Source organism: Acidovorax sp. GW821-FHT11A03, from assembly GCF_058809075.1.
Window position 1 is genome coordinate 278612 of record NZ_JBXASG010000003.1, and the last position, 15524, is coordinate 294135.

The window sequence follows — 15524 nt, forward strand, 5'->3', positions numbered from 1 at the left end:
GTGGCTCGCGACCTTCGCCCTGCCCGGATGGGGCGCAACGCCAAAGGCACCGCAAGGGGGTGTCAAGGTCATGCACTGGTGGGTCGCGGGCGGAGAGCGTGCCAGCATGAATGCGGTTCGTGACCATGCCCTGCTGAATGGCGTGGGATGGGCCGAGCACTCGTCTGCCGGCAGTGGGACGGCCCGCTATACCGAAGCGCTCGCCAAGCGCCGGCTGGGCCCCGAAGCTCCCACGGTCGCGCAGATGATCGGATTTGAAATCCACGCCTGGGCCCGCAAGGGCTTGCTGGAGAACCTGGACGACATTGCAATGCGCGAAGAATGGGACGAGGTCGTTCCCATGGACATTCAACGCTTGTCCAAATGGAACGGTTCATGGGTGGCGACCCCTTTCAACGCCCATTCCACCAACTGGCTGTGGGTCAACAAGGCACTGGCACAGCAGCTTGGGGCAGCGCAGGCGCCAGACGGTTGGGCGGATCTCATTGCCCTGCTGGACAAGGCCAAGGCCAGCGGCGTGTTGCCGCTGGCCATTGGCCACGAAGCGTGGGAGCACACGTTGCTGTTCGAGTCCGTGGCCGTGGGGGTCGGGGGCGCGCAGTTCTACCGCAAGGCATTCATCGACCTGGACCCCGGCGTGCTCGATGAGGCCCGGCTGACGCTGATCTTTGACCGCATGAAACAGCTGGCGGGCTACCTGGGGCCCCGTTTTCCGACACGGCGCTGGGACGAGGCAACGACATTGGTCAGCCGGGGGGAAGCCCTCTTGCAGGTGCAGGGCTCCTGGGTGGACGGCGAATTCACGGCAATGGGCCTGGCGCCCGGGCGGGAATACGTCTGCTGGAGGTTTCCCGATACCCAGGGGGTCTACCTGTTCAATAGCGATCAGTTCGTCTTTCTGCGCCAGCCTCAAGGCCGGCAACCCGCCCAGGCCGCGTTCGCCACGGTCGTCATGGGCCCGGCGCTCCAGGAAGACGTGAACCTGCGAACTGGTGCCGCGCCGGCGCGGGTGGATGTGTCCAACCAGCGCTTCAACAGCTGCGGGCGCCGCAACATCACCGACATGCGCAACGCCAACATGCGCCGGGCGATGATGGGCTCCATCGCAATGGGCAACGCCAACCCTCCGGCGGTCAAGACCGCCATCTACGAGGTCGTGTCCCGGCACTTCAAGGGGGAGTTGAACACGCCCGACGCGGTCAAAGCCCTTCGCGGCGCCATCGCACAGGCCAGCCGATAAGCCGTCGCCCATCCACCGTACCTCTGACCATGTTCCTCGCAAGACACATTTCACATTGGCGCCTGGCGGCAAAGATCGTTTTCCTGGTCGCCTTGATGGGCCTGATTTCCGTGGCGATCACGGTCTACGCCACCACCCAGATGCGCAGCATCGACCAGCGATACGCGCACCTCATCGCAAAGGAGGCACAAGGTGCCCTGGAGCTGAGCGATGCTGCGCTATTGCTGTCGGAATCCAACCGCATCGTGTATGCCGTCCTGACCGCGCAGGAGGAAGCAACGATGCTGGCGGAGCTCGAATCGCTCAAGCGGTTGCATGGGGGGTTCAACGCCAAGGTTGCTTCGGTGCTGTCGCTGATGCCGGATGAAGCAGCTGCCCTGCAGGCCATCGGCCAGCAGGCCGACGTGTCCTTTGCACAGGCCAACCGCATCGTTGAATCCGCCGCCCGCTGGCGCGGCGACCGCGCCTTGCAGATCATCCACGATGAGTTCGAGCCGGTGCTGCGGTCCCTGCAGCGGGACATGGCGCAGCTGCGCAGCAGATCTGTCGCGGGCTTCCAGCAAGCGAGCCAGCAACTGGGCGAAGCGACGCGCACCACGGTGGCGACTACGTTGCTCGGCGTGGGCCTGGGCCTGCTGTCCGTGATGGCGCTTTCCGGGTGGGTGGGGGTTCATCAGATATCAAGACCCATCGCGCGTCTGACGCAAGGCATGCATCAGCTCACCTTGCGCCAATACGACACCCCGGTGCTGGGCACCGACCGCCGGGACGAGGTCGGCACCATGGCGAAGGCGATGCAGGTTTTCAAGGACAGCATGCAACGCGCAGACCGCCTGGCCATCGAAGTCGCCGCCAGCGCCGAGGCGAGGCGCCTGTCGGAGCAACTCGTAGACCTGACCAGCGCGATTCCCGGCGCGGTGTTTCAGCTCCATGTGCAGCCGGATGGCACCCGCCGCTATCTGTATGTGAGCGACAAGGCGGAGGATCTGCACAGCCGCACTGCAAAGGAACTGCTGGGGGACGAGGGCCGGATCGGCGTTGAGTACGGAAACGCGGGCGATACGGCGCGCGACCGGTTCATGAACAGCCTGGGCACACTGGAGCCGGTTCACTTCGCGGTGCAAATGGAGCGGGGTGGCCAGACGGTCTGGCTCGAGACGCTGGCGACAGCGCGGCGAACCCCCGACGGAGGCGCCTTGTTCAACGGTGTATGGCTGGATGTGACGCAGGCCCAGTTGCAGGCCCATGCGCTATCGAAAGCCAAGGAGGAGGCCGAACGCACGGCGGAAGAAAGGGCCGAGTTCCTGGCGATGATGAGCCACGAGATCCGCACGCCACTGAACGCCATCCTGGGATTGACCCAGCTAGCGCTCAAAGACCGGCTGGACAGCCCGCAGCGCGAGCGGATCGAGAAGATGCAGCGGGCTGGCCGGCATCTGCTGGGCATCGTCGACGACATTCTTGATTTCTCGAAGATCGACGGTGGCCACATGGTTCTGGAGCATGCGCTTTTTCAGCCGCGCCAGATGGTTGGTGATGTCGCTGGCATGTTCATCGACAAGGCCGATGGAAAGGGGCTCGAGCTGCAGATTGACGTGGACAGCGACGTGCCCACGGCAGTGTTTGGCGATTCGCACCGGATGGGGCAGATCCTCATCAACTATGTCAACAATGCCATCAAGTTTACGGAACGGGGCACGGTCTCCATCCACCTGCAGCTGGCGAACGAACACAGCCAAGGCCTGTTGCTGCGCTGCGCCGTGCGGGATACGGGGATCGGCCTCTCGCCCGACCAGGAGGCCGGGCTGTTCCAGGCGTTTCACCAGGCCGATGCCTCCATCACCCGCCGCTTCGGCGGCACGGGCTTGGGGCTGGCGATCTCCCGCCGCCTGGCCGACTTGATGGGCGGCGCCGTGGGGGTGGCGAGCACGCCGGGAGTCGGCAGCACCTTCTGGTTTACCGCGCTGGTTCAGAGGACCACGCCGGCCTCCGGGGAACACACCGCGCACCTCCCTCAGGCAGCGCCCGATATCGCAGGACTGAGCGGCTTGCGCGTGCTGGTCGTGGACGACAACGAACTCAATCGTCTCGTGGCGCGCGGCCTGCTGGAAGCCGGGGGCATGCGTGTTGACCTCGCCGAGGACGGGGCGGCCGCATTGGACAAACTGCAGTCCGCCCCCGATGGCACCTACGCCGCCGTGCTGATGGATATGCAGATGCCCATCATGGACGGGCTTACGGCCACGCGCGAGCTGCGCGCACAGCCGAGATTCGCTGCGCTGCCCATCGTGGCCATGACGGCCAACGCCACGGCGCGGGACATCGAGCGGTCCCGCCAGGCGGGCATGAACGACCATCTCATCAAGCCTGTCCTGGAGAGCAATCTCTGGGACACGCTCCACCGCTGGATTCTGCCGGGCGACATGCAAGCCAGGGCGCGCCATGTTCCTGCCACGATTGCATTGCAGGCCTGGGAAGGATATGGCGTGGACTTTGATCCCGCCGCGTTGGAGGAAATGCGCGCAGGCTTGTCCCCCGCAGAGCTCAGCGCCTTGACGGCGAAATTCGAACAGGACTGCACCCAGCGTCTGCGGCGCCTGGAGCAGGCCGCCACGGACAACGACCGGGCTCGGTTGCGCAAGGAAGCGCACGATCTTGCGGGCACGGCAGGGAGCTTTGGCCTCAATCGACTTGGTGAACTGGCTCAGACGCTGCATTCGTTGGCCTCGCTGGAAGCTGCAGGCGAACACTCCTTTGCCATCCCGCTGCAGGAGCTGCGGTCATGCGCGGAACGTGGTCTGAAGGAAATGCGCGACGCCGTTGCATCGCACGATGCGGAGCCCCACCCGGCCAGCCCCTCGCGCTGGTGAATGCTCCGGCATCGAATTCAATCCCGCCAGGATCGACCGGTGGGCTGCCCCGGCCATGCAACCGGAAGGAATGCGCGGTGGCATCCTGGGTATGCTCAGCGCGCAATCCGTCTGCCGGGCGCTGCTGAGCCATGGATGGGGCAAATACGCCCGACCTATTCCTCCGTCGCGCAATTGGCCCGCTTGAGCGCAGCATCTATCCAGGCGTTGTCCTGGGAGCCGTCCGCGATCTCCGCCACCATCACGGCCTCGATCTCCTGCTTCTTGTGCGCAGCGGCCAGCAACTGCTCGGCCTGGCCGTAGGGCACGCAGAGCAGACCGTCGTCGTCGCCGATGACCAGGTCGCCGGGTTCGATGACCATGCCGTCGATGGCGATGGGCACGTTGATCTCGCCGGGGCCATCCTTGTAGGGGCCGCGGTGCGTGACGCCGGCGGCGAACACGGGGAAGCTGTCCTTTCGCAGCACGGCGCTGTCGCGGATGGCTCCGTTGATGACGATGCCCGCAAAGCCCTTGAGCTTGGCTTCGCCCACCATGATCTCGCCGATGAGTGCGTTGGTGAGGTCGCCGCCCGCGTCCACCACGATCACGTCGCCGGGTTGCGCGATTTTCAAGGCCTTGTGGATCAGCAGGTTGTCGCCAGGGCGGGTCTTGATGGTGAGGGCCGGGCCGGCCATGGCGGTACCGTCGTGCATGGGGCGCAGGCGTGGGCCGCCGGCCGTCATGCGCGACATGCAGTCGCTGACGTTGGCCACGGGCACGTCGAGGAATTGCCGGGCCAGTTCCAGGCTCACGGCGCGTTGGCGTTTCAAGATTTGGCAGCCGATCATGGTGTGGTTCTCACTGGGATGGTAGATAAGTGATGGGTGGAGTGATCAGTCGAGCGTGGTGCCCGAGCTCTTGACGATGGGCGCCAGGCGCGCGCGGTCGCTGGCATAGAGCCTGGCCATGTCGTCGGGCGTGCCGGTGATGAGCTCGGCGCCGGAGTCGGCGATCTTCTTGGCCGTGTCCGGCGCGTTGACCACCTTGTTGATGGCCTCGTTGAGCTGCCTGACGACGGCGTCGGACGTGCCGGCGGGCGCCATCACACCCCACACGCTGGCCAGCTCCACGCCCTTGATGCCGGACTCGGTGTAGGTGGGCACGTCGGGCAGCAGCTTGGAGCGGCGCGCCGTGGTCACCCCCAGGGCGCGCACCTTGCCCGACTGGATGTGCGAGAGCAGCGTGGGGATGGAGCCCATGTACATGTCGATGCGCCCGCCCAGCAGGTCGGGCATGGCCTGGGCCATGCCGCGAAACGGCACGTGCGTGAACTTCACGTTGGAGCTTTTCTGCCAGGCCTCGCTGATGATGTGCGAGATGGTGCCGGTGCCCGGAGTGGCAAAGCTCAGGCGCCCGGGGTCCTTCTTCGCGGCCTGGATGATGTCGTCCAGTGTCTTGTAGGGCGAGTCGGCGTTCACCACCAGCACGGCCGGGCCGGCGGCCACCAGGGCCACGGCGCGCAGGTCCTTGTCGGGGTTGTAGGTGAGCTTGGTGTACAGCAGCGGGTTGAGCACCACGTTGTCGGTCTGCGCCATCACCAGGGTCAGCCCGTCGGCGGGGGCCTTGGCCGTCTGGTCCAGCGCCAGGTTGCCGCCGGCGCCGGGCTTGTTCTCCACCACGACGGCCCAGCCGTAGGCATCGGTCAGCTTGGTGCCGACCAGCCGGGTCAGGTTGTCGGTGCCGCCGCCCGCCGGGAAGGGCACGATGAACTTGATGGGCCGTTGCGGGTAGTTGCCCTGGGCATGGGCCGGGGCGATGGTTGCCGTGGCGGCCGCCATGGCCAGCAGGCCGCCGAGGGCCAGGGTGCGTCGAGTCAAGGTCATTGCGAATGTCTCCTGTAGTGATGTCGGTCGGTGGGCGCGGGGTGCGCGCTGATCAAGGGTGGCTGGCGAGCACGTGGCGGCCCAGCCAGGCGATGGCTTCGTCGGTGGAGGTGCCGGTGAAAGGCTGTGCCGCATGGGCCTGTGCGGTGGCGGCAAACAACGATTCGACGGCGGGCGAGACGACCGGCGCCAGGCCGTGGCGGGCCATCTGCTGCTGCGCCTCGGCCACCTCGTTGCGGCGGCGCGCCGCGTGCGGGATGTGCGTGCGCACCATGGATTCCATCAGCGTGCGCAGCGGTGTCTCGTCGATATCCTGCAGCACGGCATACAACTGCTCGCGCAGGCCCATCTGCTGGGCCGTGACCAGGCATTCCACCGCGAGCGCCTCGACTCCCTTGGTGTAGATGCTGCGCAAGAGCTTGAGCGAGGCGGCATCGCCCGGCTGATCGCCCACCACGCGGACCGATCCACCGAAGGGCGAGAACAATTCCTGTACAAAACCGGCCTTGCCGCCGGCCACGAGCAGCGGCGTCTTCTTGCCGCCCAGGTTGACGGCCCCTGTGATAGCCACGTCCACGAAGTGGACCGCCGTGCCGTGTGCGCCGCGTTGGGCCAGCTCGCCGCATTCGCGCATCTCGCCGGGGTCGGCCGTGGTCATGTCCACATACAGCGCCCCATCCTGCAGATGGGGCAGACAGGCCTCGAACAGGCTGCGCGCCACGGTGCCGAACACGGCGCTCACCACCACGTCGGCCCCGGCCAGCCAGGCCCCGGGCGCGGTATGCACCTGCGCACCGGCGGCCTGCACGGCGGCAGCCACCGCTGCGCCTGGCTGCAGGTCGCACAGGCCCGCCAAGCTGTGCCCCTGCTCCAGGAAGGCCTGCATGTAGCAGGCGCCGACCATTCCACCACCCAGGATTGCGATTTTCATGAAAGTACAAATTTAAAACATTTATGCCATCTTATTGAGCGTGACTGGAATATTTTCATAGGGGTTTCCCGTAGATCAAGGTGAATTTGCACTTATTTTGTATTTTTCTGAAGTCGACTCCAGATGCGGCATTGACTGCACCGCTCACCTAGAATGAGCGCACTCCATCCCATCCCCTTGGTGCAAAAACAGTGCAAAACGTGAAAGACAAGGCGTACGAGGTTCTGCGGCAGCGGCTCATCGGCGGGCACTACCGCCCGGGTGAGCAGCTCAAGGAAGAGCCCATCGCCCGCGACCTGGGGCTGAGCCGCACACCAGTGCGCAATGCGCTGCACCGCCTGGTGGAAGACGGCCTGGCGACCGATGGCGCGGGTCAGGGCATCCGGGTGTCGGAGTGGAGCGACTGGGATGTGGAGGAGACCTTCCAGTTGCGCATGCTGCTGGAGCCGTATGCCTCGTTCCTCGCGGCCACGCGCGGCGGCGAGGGGTTGGCCGATGAGCTGGAGGCCAGCAGCCAGCGCATGGAGGCCGGCATTGCCGCTGGCCACGATGGCATCGCCGAGGTGCAGTCCGCCAACCGGGATTTCCACCACGCGCTGATCGAGGCGTCAGGCTCGCCGCGCCTCAAGACCATGCTGGCGACCATGATCGACATGCCGATCATCAAGCGCTCGTTCTACATCTACACGCCCGAAGAACTGGTGCAAAGCCTCCACCACCACCGCGATCTGGCGATTGCCGTGCGCGCCAGGGATGGTGAGCTGGCCCGGCAGGTCATGCAGCTGCATCTGCGCATGTCCTACCACCGGTTCATGAAACACCGGGTCGAGTACCGGCAGGACGGCGCAACCCCTCCATCTTCCTCTCGATAAGTTACCCGTTTTGGGCTCGAAAGAAGGTGCGGAGTCTGTATGGGGAAATGGGCTGTTTCCAGGGGCCGCCCCGGGTGGCACGGCGAGGAAGTGGCTGGCTTAAAAAGGGGCCCGCACGAGGCGGGCCCAAACGCTTCATCTACCGATGCCTGACACACCGGCAGCTTCATGGTGCTCCGGACGCCATCCCTTCGCCTGTAGGACCAGCGCCGCTTGATCTATCAGCGGGCGCGCGCCGGGAGCCTGGGCGCAAGGGCGTTCGAAAAAAAGCCCGCACGAAGCGGGCTTGAACTTGCTCAAGGCAAGAGGGGAGGGTGTCGCCAGAGGATAGCGACGAGGGCATCGTAAAACGAACGCCATTCCCGACGTGTCGGACAAAGCCGCGTCAGTTGGGCGTGGCGTCACAGCGCATTGAGCGGAATCTTGAGGTAGGAGATCCCGTTGCTTTCCGCTGGCGGAGGCTCCCCCGCGCGGATGTTGATCTGTACTGCCGGCAGGATCAGCACGGGCATGTCCAGTGTCGCGTCGCGGCGGGTGCGCATGGCCACGAAGCCAGCCTCGGTGATGCCGTCGTGGACGTGGATGTTTCGCTCCCGCTGCTCGGCGACGGTGGTTTCCCACGCGGGCTCGCGGCCTGAGGGCGGGTAGTCGTGGCACATGAACAGCCGGGTTTCGGGTGGCAGGCCCAGCAGCTTGCGCACCGACTGGTACAGCATGTGTGCGTCGCCGCCCGGGAAGTCGCACCGTGCCGTGCCCACGTCGGGCATGAACAAGGTGTCGCCGACGAATACCGCGTTGCCTACCTGGAAGGCCATGCAGGCGGGTGTGTGGCCCGGTACCGACAGGGCCTGGGCCTGCAGGGTGCCAATGGCGAATGCCTCCCCGTTGGCGAACAGATGATCGAATTGGCTGCCGTCGGCCCGGAAACCGGGCTCCAGGTTGAAGATGCCTTTGAAGGTGTTTTGCACCTTGGTGATGGCGGCGCCGATAGCGATCTTGCCGCCCAGCGCTTCCCGCAGGTGGTGCGCGGCCGACAGGTGGTCTGCATGGGCATGGGTTTCCAGAATCCACTGGACCGTGAGTTGCTGCGCCGTCACGAAGGCCATCACCTCGCTCGCCGCCGCGGTGCTGGTGCGGCCCGATTTGGGGTCATAGTCAAGGACGGAATCAAGGATGGCGCAGTGGCCTCCGGGATGATCGAACACCACATAGGTCACGGTGTGGGTGGAGGGGTCGAAGAAGGCGTGGACCTGTGGTTGCATAGGGGTACCCGTCGAAATCAATAAAGAAAATTATAGTTTGTATAAAAATATATTGTTTTACAATCCACCCGATTCCCTTTCCGCCCAAGGAGTACCGCGCATGCAGATCGACTGGAACCATTTCACCCCCTGGTCTGCCTTGGCCGGGGGCATTCTTCTGGGGCTCGCGGCCGCGGGCTTCGTGCTGCTCAATGGCCGGGTCTTGGGCATCAGCGGCATTGTCGGAGGGCTGCTGCGGCCGCGCAGCGGAGATATTGCGTGGCGTATTGCCTTGGTGCTGGGCCTGCTGGCCGCGCCCGCGCTCTACCGCGGTGTGGTGGGCGCCAGCCAGGGCCCCCGGATCGATGCCAGTTGGGCAATGGTGGTGCTGGCCGGCCTGCTGGTGGGCCTTGGCACCCGCTACGGCGGGGGCTGCACCAGCGGCCATGGTGTGTGTGGCCTGGCGCGCCTGTCGCCAAGATCACTGGTGGCCACGCTGGCCTTCATGGGGACGGGTTTTGCCAGTGTTTTTGTCATCCGGCACGTTCTGTCCTGACGGCGTTGCGGATGCCGGTGGTCAACATTTTCAATTTTCTGGGAGCGGCCCATGCGCCACCGTATCGCTGAATTCGCCGTCGGCCTGGTCTTTGGCCTGGGCCTTGTGGTTTCGGGCATGACCGATCCGGGCAAGGTCGTGGGGTTTCTGGATGTGACGGGGCTGTGGGATCCCTCACTGGCCTTTGTGATGGGCGGGGCCGTTGCGGTGAGTGCCCTCGCATTTGCCGTGGCACGCCGGCGCACCAGGGCCTTCCTGGGCGGGGCCATGCACTTGCCCGCATCGCGCGGCATCGACAGGCGCCTGGTGGCTGGCAGCCTGCTATTTGGCGTGGGGTGGGGGATGGCGGGGTTCTGTCCGGGGCCCGCCATCGTGTCGGTCGGGGCCGGGGAGCCCAAGGCCATGGCGTTTGTGGGGGCCATGCTGGTGGGCATGGCCGGTTTCGAATGGATCGAGCGCCGCCGGGCCTTGCGCGCCACCCGTGCTGGCTGATTGATGCGGACGGGCCCGCACGATCCACGCTTGCAGAAATGGTGGCTGGGTCGAGGCGGCGCTTTCACAGACCGGAGGGACCGGTGACTGCGGGTGGGGTGCTGGCCCGGGCCCTTGCCGGCGGGGCTGCATCCGTGGGGGGCATCAGCCCCCGTGCATTTCCTGCAGGCGCTGCTTCTCCGCGGCGGGCGTCTCCAGGAATTCCCGCTGCACCTGTTCGCGTGTCTTGGGCGTGCCGGTATTCCTTTGCGGCAGGGCATAGCCGCGCGCGAGCAGGGCGAGGCTGCCGTCCTTGCGGGCGGCTTCGATGTCCCGCAGGACGTCGCTGCGCTGCTTTCCCCCTTGCAGGTGGTCCGGGTGCGTGGTGTAGCCCACCTCGCCGCCCGCCGGGTGATACAGGGATGAGGCGGTGGAGACGGCAGGCATCGCCATGGCGAGCGCTGCCAATGGCGCGAACAAGGCGGTGCGTGCGTTGAGGATGGTTTTGCGGGACATGGAGGGTGTTTCCTTTCAGGGGGAGTGATCCGGGGTTGCATGCCCTGGCCGCAGGTGCTTGCCAGTGCATGGGGATACTGTAAAAACGCCATGCCGACAGGGTGCCCACCGCTGCCTGACGAATTTGTAATCGCGGCCCCCGCCATGTTCTTTGACAATCCGGGCATGAAAGTTCTGCTCATCGAAGACGAAGTCAAGCTTGCGCACTACCTGCGCAAGGGGCTCACGGAGGCCGGATATGTGGTGGACGTGGCGCACAACGGGGTCGATGGCCTGCACATGGCCCTGGAGGGCGACTACGCGCTGCTGGTGCTTGACGTGATGCTGCCCGGCATCGACGGATTGAGCCTGCTTGCCGCGCTGCGCAAGACCCGCGAGACCCCTGTGCTCATGCTCACGGCCCGTACCAAGGTGGAGGACCGCGTGCTGGGCCTGCAGTCGGGCGCGGATGACTATCTGGTCAAGCCGTTTGCTTTCTCCGAACTCATGGCGCGCATCGAGGTCATCGTGCGGCGCAGCCGGGTGGCGCAACCAGGATCGGCGTGCGCCACGGTGCTACAACTGGCGAACCTGGAAGTGGATCTGTTGCGGCGCAAGGCCACGCGCGCGGGCCAGCGCCTGGACCTGACGGCCAAGGAGTTTCTGTTGCTCACGCTCTTCCTGCGCCGCCAGGGGGAAGTGCTTTCGCGCACCGAGATCGCCGCCCAGGTATGGGACATGAACTTCGACAGCGAGACCAATGTGGTCGAGGTCGCCATCCGGCGGCTGCGCAGCAAGATGGACGTGCCCTTTCCCGAACCCCTGCTGCACACCATCCGTGGCATGGGGTATGTGATGGAAGCGCGCGGCACATGACGGGCACGCGTGCACCCGGGTCGCTGCGCCGGCGGCTGTCCTGGTGGCTTGCCGCGCAGAGCCTGGCGGGCCTGGGCGCCGTGTGCCTGCTGGTGTATCTGGTCACGGCGGCGGGATTTCGCGAACGGCAGGACAGCCAGCTGGAGCAGAAGGAAGCCGTGGTGCGGCATCTTTTGTCGGGCGGGGGAATGCACCCCATGCCGCAGCCCTGGAACGACGTCCATCTGCTGGATGATTTCCTGGCCGGGCACGACAACTTCCGGCTGCGGGTGTCGACCGGGGAGGGGGAGGTGGTCTACCCCCGCGTTGCGCGGGGCGATCCGCCGCTGCTGGCCTGGCGCGAGCGCAGCTTCGAGGTGGCGGCCCAGCGCCCTGAGGCGCCCGGCCGCGTGCTGCGGGTATGGCTGGCGCTGGACATCCAGGCCGATGAGCAGTTGCTGCGCCGCATGGCCGTCACGCTGTGGGTCGCTGCGCTGGCGGGCGCGGTGGTGGTGTCGCTGGGCGGCTTCACGCTGGTCCACCTGGGGTTGTCGCCCGTGCGCGCCCTCTCGGCGCAGGTGCGGGCGCTTTCGCCCGACACGCTGCACCAGCGCCTCGGCACGGAAGGGCAGCCCGCCGAGTTGCAGCCGCTCGTCGAGCAGTTCAACGGCCTGCTCGGCCGGCTGGAAAAGGCCTACGTCCAGGTGGAGGGATTCAACGCGGATGTGGCCCATGAACTGCGCACGCCATTGGCGACATTGCAGGCCAGCAACGAGCTGGCGTTGCGCGGGCTGCTTGGCGGCGGCGCGGGCAATGCGGGAGAGCTGGGCGAGGTGCTGGCCTCCAACCTGGAGGAATTGCAGCGCCTCACGGGCATCGTCAACGACATGCTTTTTCTTTCCCAGGCCGACCGGGGCGCGGGCGCCCGCCGCGAGCCCACCCCCAGCCTCGCCCGGGTGGTGGCGCAGGTGGCGGAATTTCACGAGGCCGCCTTGGCGGACGCGGGGCTGGCATTGCACATCTCGGGCGATGCGGCGGGGCAGTTCGATGTCCCGCTGCTGCACCGAGCGCTGTCCAATCTCATCGGCAATGCAGTGCGCCACGCCCGCCAGGGTACGGCGGTGCAGGTGCGCATCGCTCCCCTGCCGGGAGGCGGGGGCGGAGTGATGGTCGTCAACGAGGGGGAGACCGTGGCGCCCGAGGTGCTGGCGCGGCTGTTCGACCGATTCTTCCGAGCGGATCCCTCGCGGGCCCACGGCCAGAGGAACCATGGCCTGGGCCTGGCCATCACGGACGCCATAGCCCGCATGCATGGCGGGCGGACGGTGGCCACATCGTCTGGCGGGGTGACGGCCATCGGCCTGGAGCTGCCTGCCAGCTAGGCAGGGGGCGATCCTGTCCGCGCGGGGCCGAAGGAGGCGGAGCCCGGGGGCGGGCCCTCCTGCTCCTGGCGTGTTTCAAGCCAGGGCTGGTGGCACGGAGCCTGGCCGGGTGTTTCGGGGACGGACTATTCGTCGATCGACGCGCTCCAGCGGTCTCCCCAGCTGCGCGCGCCCACGCGCTCGATATCGCGCCGGTCGCGCTTGGTGGGGCGGCCCTCCTGCAGCGTGGCGGCGGGCTCGGGGGCCAGCCGCCGCTGTTCGGCAGCCTGTTCACGCGCCGTGATGCTGTCCGCCGTTTCCTCGTACAGCTGCTGCGCAATGGGGGCGGGTCCGCGCGCGCCGCTCAGGCCCCGCACCAGCACCGTGCGGGCGAGGGGGCCCTGGCGCAAGGCCACGGTATCGCCGCAGCGCAGGTCGCGTGCAGGCTTGGCCAACTGGCCGTTGACCGTCACGCGGCCCTTGCCGATCTCTTCGGTGGCCAGGCTGCGCGTCTTGTAGAAGCGGGCGCACCAGAGCCACTTGTCCAGCCGCATTGTCTCCGAGGTGTTCATGCGGAGGATTGTGACGCGTGTGCGTGGTTTGCACTGTCAGCCGATGGCGCGGCCAGTGGCAGGCGTACAACGGCATCCAGGCCCGCCACCCGGTGGCCCACCACGCGGTTGGTCAGCGAGATACTGCCCCCGATGGCCTCCACGATCTCGCGGCAGATCGCCAGGCCCAGGCCGCTGCCGGCGCGCACATCGCCCGCCGAGAACGGCTGGAAGAGGCGGGCCGCCAGCTCGCCGTCGATGCCGGGGCCCTGGTCGCTGAGGGTCAACGCCACATGGTGGCTGTCGGTGCGCAGGTCCACCGTCAGCTCGCTGCCCTGCGGCGCATGGCGCACGGCGTTGTGCAGCAGGTTGCGGCTCAGTTCGCGCAGCATCCACTCGTGGGCCTGGACCCGCGCGGGCACGGTCTGTATGCCGAAGTCCAGGTCGCGCTGCGCGATCAGTGGTGATATCTCCAGCGCCACGGTGCGCAGCACATCGTCCAGCCGCGTGGTGGGCGGTGCGCTCTGCTGGCGCAGTTGCTCCACCTTCGCCAGCGCCAGCATCTGGTTGGCCAGCTGGGTGGCGCGGTCCACCGTATCGCTGATCTCGTGCAGGGCCTGCCGGGGCTCCACGTCGCCCCGCAGGGCCGATTGCACCTGGGTCTTCAGCACGGCCAGGGGGGTGCGCAGCTGGTGGGAGGCATCGCGCACGAAGCGCTTCTGGTGGCGCAGCAGGTGGCGCAGGCGCTGCATCACTTCGTTGGTGGCGTCGATCAGCGGCTGCAGTTCACGCGGCGTGGAGGGGGCGGCGATGGGGCTCAGGTCGCCCTCCCGGCGGTCCTGCAGCTGCAGGCTCAGCTGCCGCACGGGATGGATGGCCCGCTGCACCACCAGCACCACGGTGAGGGCGATCACGGCAATCAGCAGGGCCTGGCGCAGCAACGTGTTGCGCAGGATCTGCAGGGCCAGCGTTTCACGCACTTCGAGCGTCTCTGCCACCTGGATCACGGCCATGGCCCGGCCTTCGGAGCTGGCCACGGGCTGCAGTAGCACGGCCACGCGCACGTCGCGGTCGCGAAAGCGGTCGTCGTAGAAGTCCACCAGCGCGGCGTAGGGCGGGCGGTCCGGGATCTTTCCACGCCAGACAGGCAGTTCGGCAAACCCCGAGACCAGTTCGCCATGCAGGTTGGAGACGCGGTAGAACATCTGGCTCTGGTTGTCGGCCTCAAAGGCTTCCAGGGCCGAGTAGGGCACGGTGGCGCGCAATTCGGCCGCGTCGTCAAAGCCTTTCACGTCGAGCTGTTCGCTGATGGTCTTGGCGGACGCCAGCAGCGTGCGGTCGTAGGCGGTGTGCAGCGATGCCAGCGTCTGCTGGTACAGGCTGAAGGTATTGAAGCCGATGAACAGCGCCACCGGCAGCAGGATGCCCAGCAGCAGGCGCCTGCGCAGCGAAGGGTGGCGGTGCCCGCCGGCGGGGGCTGCGGTCATGCGTCGGTCCGCAGCAGGTAGCCCAGCCCGCGCAGCGTCATGAGGGTCAGGCCGGTGCCCGCCAGTTTCTTGCGCAGGCGGTACACCACGACCTCGATGGCCTCGTACTGCACGTCCAGCTGGCCGGGGAACACCAGCTCGTACAGCCGCTCCTTGGTGACGGCGTGGCCTGGCTGGGCGAGCAGGGCGTGCATGAGCGCCAGCTCGCGCGGCGTCAGCTCCATCACCTCGCCCTGGAGATACAGCGCGCCGCTGTTCTTGTCATAGCGGATGGCACCGATCTGCACGGTGCTGGGAGCCAGCTGCGTGCCGGGTAGGGGGTCCGCGCTGCGGCGCACCAGGGCACGCAGCCGGGCCTCGAGTTCGTCCAGGTCGAAGGGCTTGGGCAGGTAATCGTCCGCCCCTGCGTTCAGCCCCATCACCCGGTCGCCCACGGTGCCTCGGGCGGTGAGGATCAGCACCGGCGTTCGCAGGCCGCGCGCGCGCGCCTGCTGCAGCACCTGCAGGCCGTCGAGCCCGGGCAGGGTAAGGTCCAGGATGACGGCGTCGGGCTGGCGGGACGCCCACTGGCTCAGGGCGGATTTGCCGTCGCCCACCGCGGTCACCTCCATGCCGCGCCGGGTCAGTGCACGGTGCAGGGTCGCCTGCATGGTGGGGTCGTCTTCAACGAGGAGCAATTGCATGCGCGGCACCATAGCATCGTCTCATCGCATGCGCCGTATGGGTGTT

General features: G+C 66.7%; 15 protein-coding genes. 7 read left to right on the top strand and 8 right to left on the bottom strand.

Annotated elements, in window-relative coordinates:
• The first annotated feature begins 106 nt into the window (after window positions 1-106).
• On the top strand, window positions 107-1240 hold the full coding sequence (locus tag AC1RVY_RS08565) for an ABC transporter substrate-binding protein (RefSeq protein WP_492806231.1): 1134 nt from the start codon (window positions 107-109) through the stop codon (window positions 1238-1240).
• A 29-nt stretch (window positions 1241-1269) separates the two neighbouring features.
• Window positions 1270-4110: an ATP-binding protein gene (locus AC1RVY_RS08570; RefSeq protein WP_492806233.1), complete on the top strand. Its 2841-nt coding sequence runs from the start codon at window positions 1270-1272 to the stop codon at window positions 4108-4110.
• A 155-nt stretch (window positions 4111-4265) separates the two neighbouring features.
• Here the strand turns inward: AC1RVY_RS08570 and AC1RVY_RS08575 are convergent, their stop codons facing one another.
• From AC1RVY_RS08575 to AC1RVY_RS08585, 3 genes are read right to left on the bottom strand one after another with little or no spacing between them, the layout of a single operon-like run.
• Window positions 4266-4940, bottom strand: coding sequence for an RraA family protein (locus AC1RVY_RS08575; protein WP_218294036.1), 675 nt, complete (start codon window positions 4938-4940; stop codon window positions 4266-4268).
• Between the two features lie 45 nt (window positions 4941-4985).
• A complete protein-coding gene (locus tag AC1RVY_RS08580) occupies window positions 4986-5975 on the bottom strand; it encodes a Bug family tripartite tricarboxylate transporter substrate binding protein (RefSeq protein WP_369642110.1) in 990 nt (329 codons plus the stop codon).
• 52 nt (window positions 5976-6027) lie between these two features.
• The gene (locus AC1RVY_RS08585; RefSeq protein ID WP_218294038.1) at window positions 6028-6906 is read right to left on the bottom strand and encodes an NAD(P)-dependent oxidoreductase; all 879 of its coding nucleotides are present in this window, start codon (window positions 6904-6906) and stop codon (window positions 6028-6030) included.
• Window positions 6907-7097: 191 nt separating this feature from the next.
• Here AC1RVY_RS08585 and AC1RVY_RS08590 point away from each other — a divergent pair, with 191 nt between their 5' ends.
• Complete coding sequence (locus AC1RVY_RS08590) at window positions 7098-7778, top strand: GntR family transcriptional regulator (RefSeq protein WP_369642111.1); 681 nt, start codon at window positions 7098-7100, stop codon at window positions 7776-7778.
• Between the two features lie 401 nt (window positions 7779-8179).
• Here AC1RVY_RS08590 and AC1RVY_RS08595 read toward each other — a convergent pair whose 3' ends face one another.
• Window positions 8180-9040, bottom strand: coding sequence for an MBL fold metallo-hydrolase (locus AC1RVY_RS08595; protein WP_492806235.1), 861 nt, complete (start codon window positions 9038-9040; stop codon window positions 8180-8182).
• Window positions 9041-9140: 100 nt separating this feature from the next.
• Between AC1RVY_RS08595 and AC1RVY_RS08600 the strand changes: the two genes are divergently transcribed.
• Both AC1RVY_RS08600 and AC1RVY_RS08605 read left to right on the top strand, forming a co-directional pair.
• Window positions 9141-9575, top strand: a complete 435-nt coding sequence (locus AC1RVY_RS08600) for a YeeE/YedE family protein (RefSeq protein ID WP_218294041.1) — start codon at window positions 9141-9143, stop codon at window positions 9573-9575.
• 51 nt (window positions 9576-9626) lie between these two features.
• A complete protein-coding gene (locus tag AC1RVY_RS08605) occupies window positions 9627-10067 on the top strand; it encodes a DUF6691 family protein (protein WP_218294042.1) in 441 nt (146 codons plus the stop codon).
• A 144-nt stretch (window positions 10068-10211) separates the two neighbouring features.
• Here AC1RVY_RS08605 and AC1RVY_RS08610 read toward each other — a convergent pair whose 3' ends face one another.
• Window positions 10212-10562, bottom strand: a complete 351-nt coding sequence (locus tag AC1RVY_RS08610; RefSeq protein ID WP_492806237.1) for a DUF4148 domain-containing protein — start codon at window positions 10560-10562, stop codon at window positions 10212-10214.
• Window positions 10563-10727: 165 nt separating this feature from the next.
• On the opposite strand from AC1RVY_RS08610, the gene AC1RVY_RS08615 reads away from it, so the two are divergent.
• Both AC1RVY_RS08615 and AC1RVY_RS08620 read left to right on the top strand, forming a co-directional pair.
• The gene (locus AC1RVY_RS08615) at window positions 10728-11417 is read left to right on the top strand and encodes a heavy metal response regulator transcription factor (protein WP_492806239.1); all 690 of its coding nucleotides are present in this window, start codon (window positions 10728-10730) and stop codon (window positions 11415-11417) included.
• The gene (locus tag AC1RVY_RS08620; protein WP_492254958.1) at window positions 11414-12778 is read left to right on the top strand and encodes a heavy metal sensor histidine kinase; all 1365 of its coding nucleotides are present in this window, start codon (window positions 11414-11416) and stop codon (window positions 12776-12778) included. The genes AC1RVY_RS08615 and AC1RVY_RS08620 overlap by 4 nt, the downstream gene beginning before the upstream one ends.
• 125 nt (window positions 12779-12903) lie before the next feature.
• On the opposite strand, the gene AC1RVY_RS08625 is transcribed toward AC1RVY_RS08620, so the two are convergent.
• The 3 genes from AC1RVY_RS08625 to AC1RVY_RS08635 are packed head-to-tail and all read right to left on the bottom strand — an operon-like array spanning window position 12904 to window position 15478.
• Window positions 12904-13329, bottom strand: coding sequence for an RNA-binding S4 domain-containing protein (locus tag AC1RVY_RS08625; RefSeq protein WP_218294046.1), 426 nt, complete (start codon window positions 13327-13329; stop codon window positions 12904-12906).
• Window positions 13326-14795 (bottom strand): sensor histidine kinase, encoded by a 1470-nt coding sequence (locus AC1RVY_RS08630; RefSeq protein ID WP_218294047.1) that lies wholly within the window; start codon window positions 14793-14795, stop codon window positions 13326-13328. Before AC1RVY_RS08630 ends, AC1RVY_RS08625 begins: the two co-directional genes overlap by 4 nt.
• Window positions 14792-15478, bottom strand: a complete 687-nt coding sequence (locus AC1RVY_RS08635) for a response regulator transcription factor (protein WP_255591356.1) — start codon at window positions 15476-15478, stop codon at window positions 14792-14794. The genes AC1RVY_RS08630 and AC1RVY_RS08635 overlap by 4 nt, the downstream gene beginning before the upstream one ends.
• Window positions 15479-15524: the final 46 nt, after the last annotated feature.